Annotated in this window: 3 protein-coding genes; all 3 read right to left on the bottom strand. The window is 60.2% G+C overall.

What is annotated here, in order from left to right; translation table 11 throughout:
• Window positions 1-87: 87 nt before the first annotated feature.
• Entirely contained in the window at window positions 88-1,092 is a 1,005-nt protein-coding gene (locus tag ACQZ5N_RS26335; protein WP_128286948.1) for an NADP-dependent oxidoreductase, read from the bottom strand.
• A 31-nt stretch (window positions 1,093-1,123) separates the two neighbouring features.
• Window positions 1,124-1,987: an alpha/beta fold hydrolase gene (locus ACQZ5N_RS26330; RefSeq protein ID WP_448734564.1), complete on the bottom strand. Its 864-nt coding sequence runs from the start codon at window positions 1,985-1,987 to the stop codon at window positions 1,124-1,126.
• A 48-nt stretch (window positions 1,988-2,035) separates the two neighbouring features.
• The coding region (locus ACQZ5N_RS26325) for an SDR family NAD(P)-dependent oxidoreductase (RefSeq protein ID WP_448734563.1) at window positions 2,036-2,508 on the bottom strand (473 nt) is incomplete at its 5' end.

Genomic DNA, 2,508 nt, shown 5'->3' with positions numbered 1-2,508 from the left:
CGCGAGGAGAATGTCCACTCCTGTCCCATGAGCCATCGAAGCGGACATCATCCTTCGAAAAGAACGACCTGCCTGCTTGCGAGACGGTCATTGTGCAACGGCAACAACAACCTTCCCCTTGGCACGCCCGGTTTCGACATAAGCCAAGGCGTCAGCCGTCTGCGCAAAAGGGAACACCTTGTCGACGACCGGACGGATGGCGCCGGCGTCGATCAGCTTGGCGATCTCGCTCAATTGCTGCCCTTGCGCGCGCATGAACAGGAAGGAGTAGTCGACGCTGCGGCTCTTTGCCTTTTTCAGAATGCCCCGGCTCAGCATCCGCATAACGAACCGCAAGAACAGGTTCAGTTTCAGGGATTTGGCGAAGGGAACGTCCGGGGGTCCAGAGATCGAAATCAGCTTCCCGCCGGGCTTCAGCACACTCACCGACTTTTCCAGCGTCTTGGCATCCTGGCTGTTCAGCACCAGATCGTAACCGGACAGCAACTGCTCGAAATCCTGCGTCTTGTAGTCGATGACCACATCCGCACCGAGGCTTTTGACAAGCTCGGCATTGGCGGCACTGGTGGTGGTTGCCACGGTGGCGCCAAGATATTTTGCAAGCTGGATGGCAAACGTGCCGACACCGCCGGAACCGGCCTGAATGAAGACCTTCTGGCCTGGCTTGACCTTGCCCACTTCGACCAGCGCCTGCCAGGCGGTCAGTCCGACCAGCGGGATCGAGGCGGCCTCCTCCATGGAGAGGCTTGTCGGTTTCAGCGCGAGGTCTGCGGCATCGACCGCAATCAACTCTGCAAAGGTGCCTGCCCTGAGATCGCGCGGACGGGCGTAGACCTCGTCGCCCGCCTTGAACTGCCGCACATTGGCGCCGACGTGGAAGACCGTTCCGGCCAGATCGTGACCGAGAATGAAGGGTGGACGATAGGGCAGGAACAGCTTGAACTCGCCATCGCGCACCTTGGAATCCAGAAGGTTGATCGCTGTGGCCTCAATGCGAACCAGCACATCATTGGCACCGATCTGAGGTTCGGGCATGTCGGCCAGACGAAGCGCGCCCTTCTTCTTGTATTTATCGACGACGAAGGCTTTCACGGGTTTTCTCCAGTGTGAAACGAGTGTCAGGTCAGGCAGCCAGGAAAGCCAGGGCTTTCGGTACGAACTGGGCATGGTATTGGAATATCCCGCCATGGCTGGCATCCTCGTAGATCACGAGTTCGGCGTTGGGGATGCGCCGCGCCATATCGCGGCTGTTGGATGTTGGCACCATGATGTCATTGTCCCCGTTGGCCACGAGAACGGGAATGTGGATGCGTCCCAGATCCTGCGGTGTCTGACGGCCCCAGGTCTTGATGGCGCTAAGCTGGCGCAGGAATGCGCGTGGTGTCGGCTCCTCGTCGCAATCGATCTGGCGCTCTTTGAGGCGTGCCAGAAAGTCCTTCGCTGCCCGGCGGCCATTGGTTGACGACGTGAAGAACAGGTAGGTCTTGGGGTCCTGCAAGGTCAGCATGCCCTTGATGATCAAAGGCCAGGAGACGGCTCCGACCCTTGCAATACCCGTTCCGCCGGCAGGTCCCGTGCCGGTGAGGATCAGCTTGCGCACCAGGTCGGGCGTTTTCAGCACAATATCCTGGGCCACGAAGCCGCCAAGTGAGAAGCCCATGAGGTCAACTGTGGTGAAGCCCAGCTCACTGATGACGGCGATGACATCGCGGACCATTTCATCGATCGTGACTGGCGCCGTTCCGCTGGAAAGGCCGATCCCCTGATAGTCCAGCGCAATGATATGGTGAGAGACAGCAAGCCCATCGACAATGCGCGGGTCGAAATTATCCAGCACGGCGCCCCAGTGATTGAGAAGAACCAGCGGAACGCTGCCGCGCAGGCCAAGCTCGCGATAGGCAAAGCGGATGTTGCCTGCCATGATGAAGCGGTTGGGAGCATCGCGGTAGCGATATGTCGATGCAGTCTTGATCGATGCGTAGGTCATGATGGCTCTGCCTTGCCCGCACGCGGGCCGGTACGTGAATGGATAATCTCAGGCGATGTTGAACTGCTTGCGCAGGATGCGATCGAACAGCGCACGCGGCAGGAAACGCCGGGCAAACGAGGTCTGTCGGGCAGCCTTGCCAGAGGGGTAGCGCAGCCGCGGCTTCCGGGCCTGCGCTGCCGCAAGGATGGTCGCTGCGACATCCTCCGCCGTGTCGCCAGCCGCCATCGCTGCATTGAACGCGGCCTGGTAGCGGGCGAATACCTCGCGATAGGCGGCAACCGGGCGGTCGCCCTGCGGTGAGTTGGCTTCGATGGAGGTCTTCGTCGCCCATGGCTCGATGACGGCGACCCGGATACCGAACGGTCGCGCCTCATGGTCCAGGGATTCGGAATAGCCCTCGATTGCGTGTTTGCTTGCCGTGTAATACGCGCCGAAGGGACCAGGAATAAGCCCAACGACCGAACCGATGTTCAGAATCCGTCCAGCACCCTGCTGACGCATGATCGGAAGGACTGCGT

This window comes from Agrobacterium sp. 22-221-1 (assembly GCF_053522445.1).
This window is presented reverse-complemented; position numbering and strand designations above follow the sequence as displayed.

Excerpts from the sequence above, each read along its gene's own strand:
- ACQZ5N_RS26330 (WP_448734564.1), bottom strand. The coding sequence starts at position 1,987 with ATGACCTACGCATCGATCAAGACTGCATCGACATATCGCTACCGCGAT.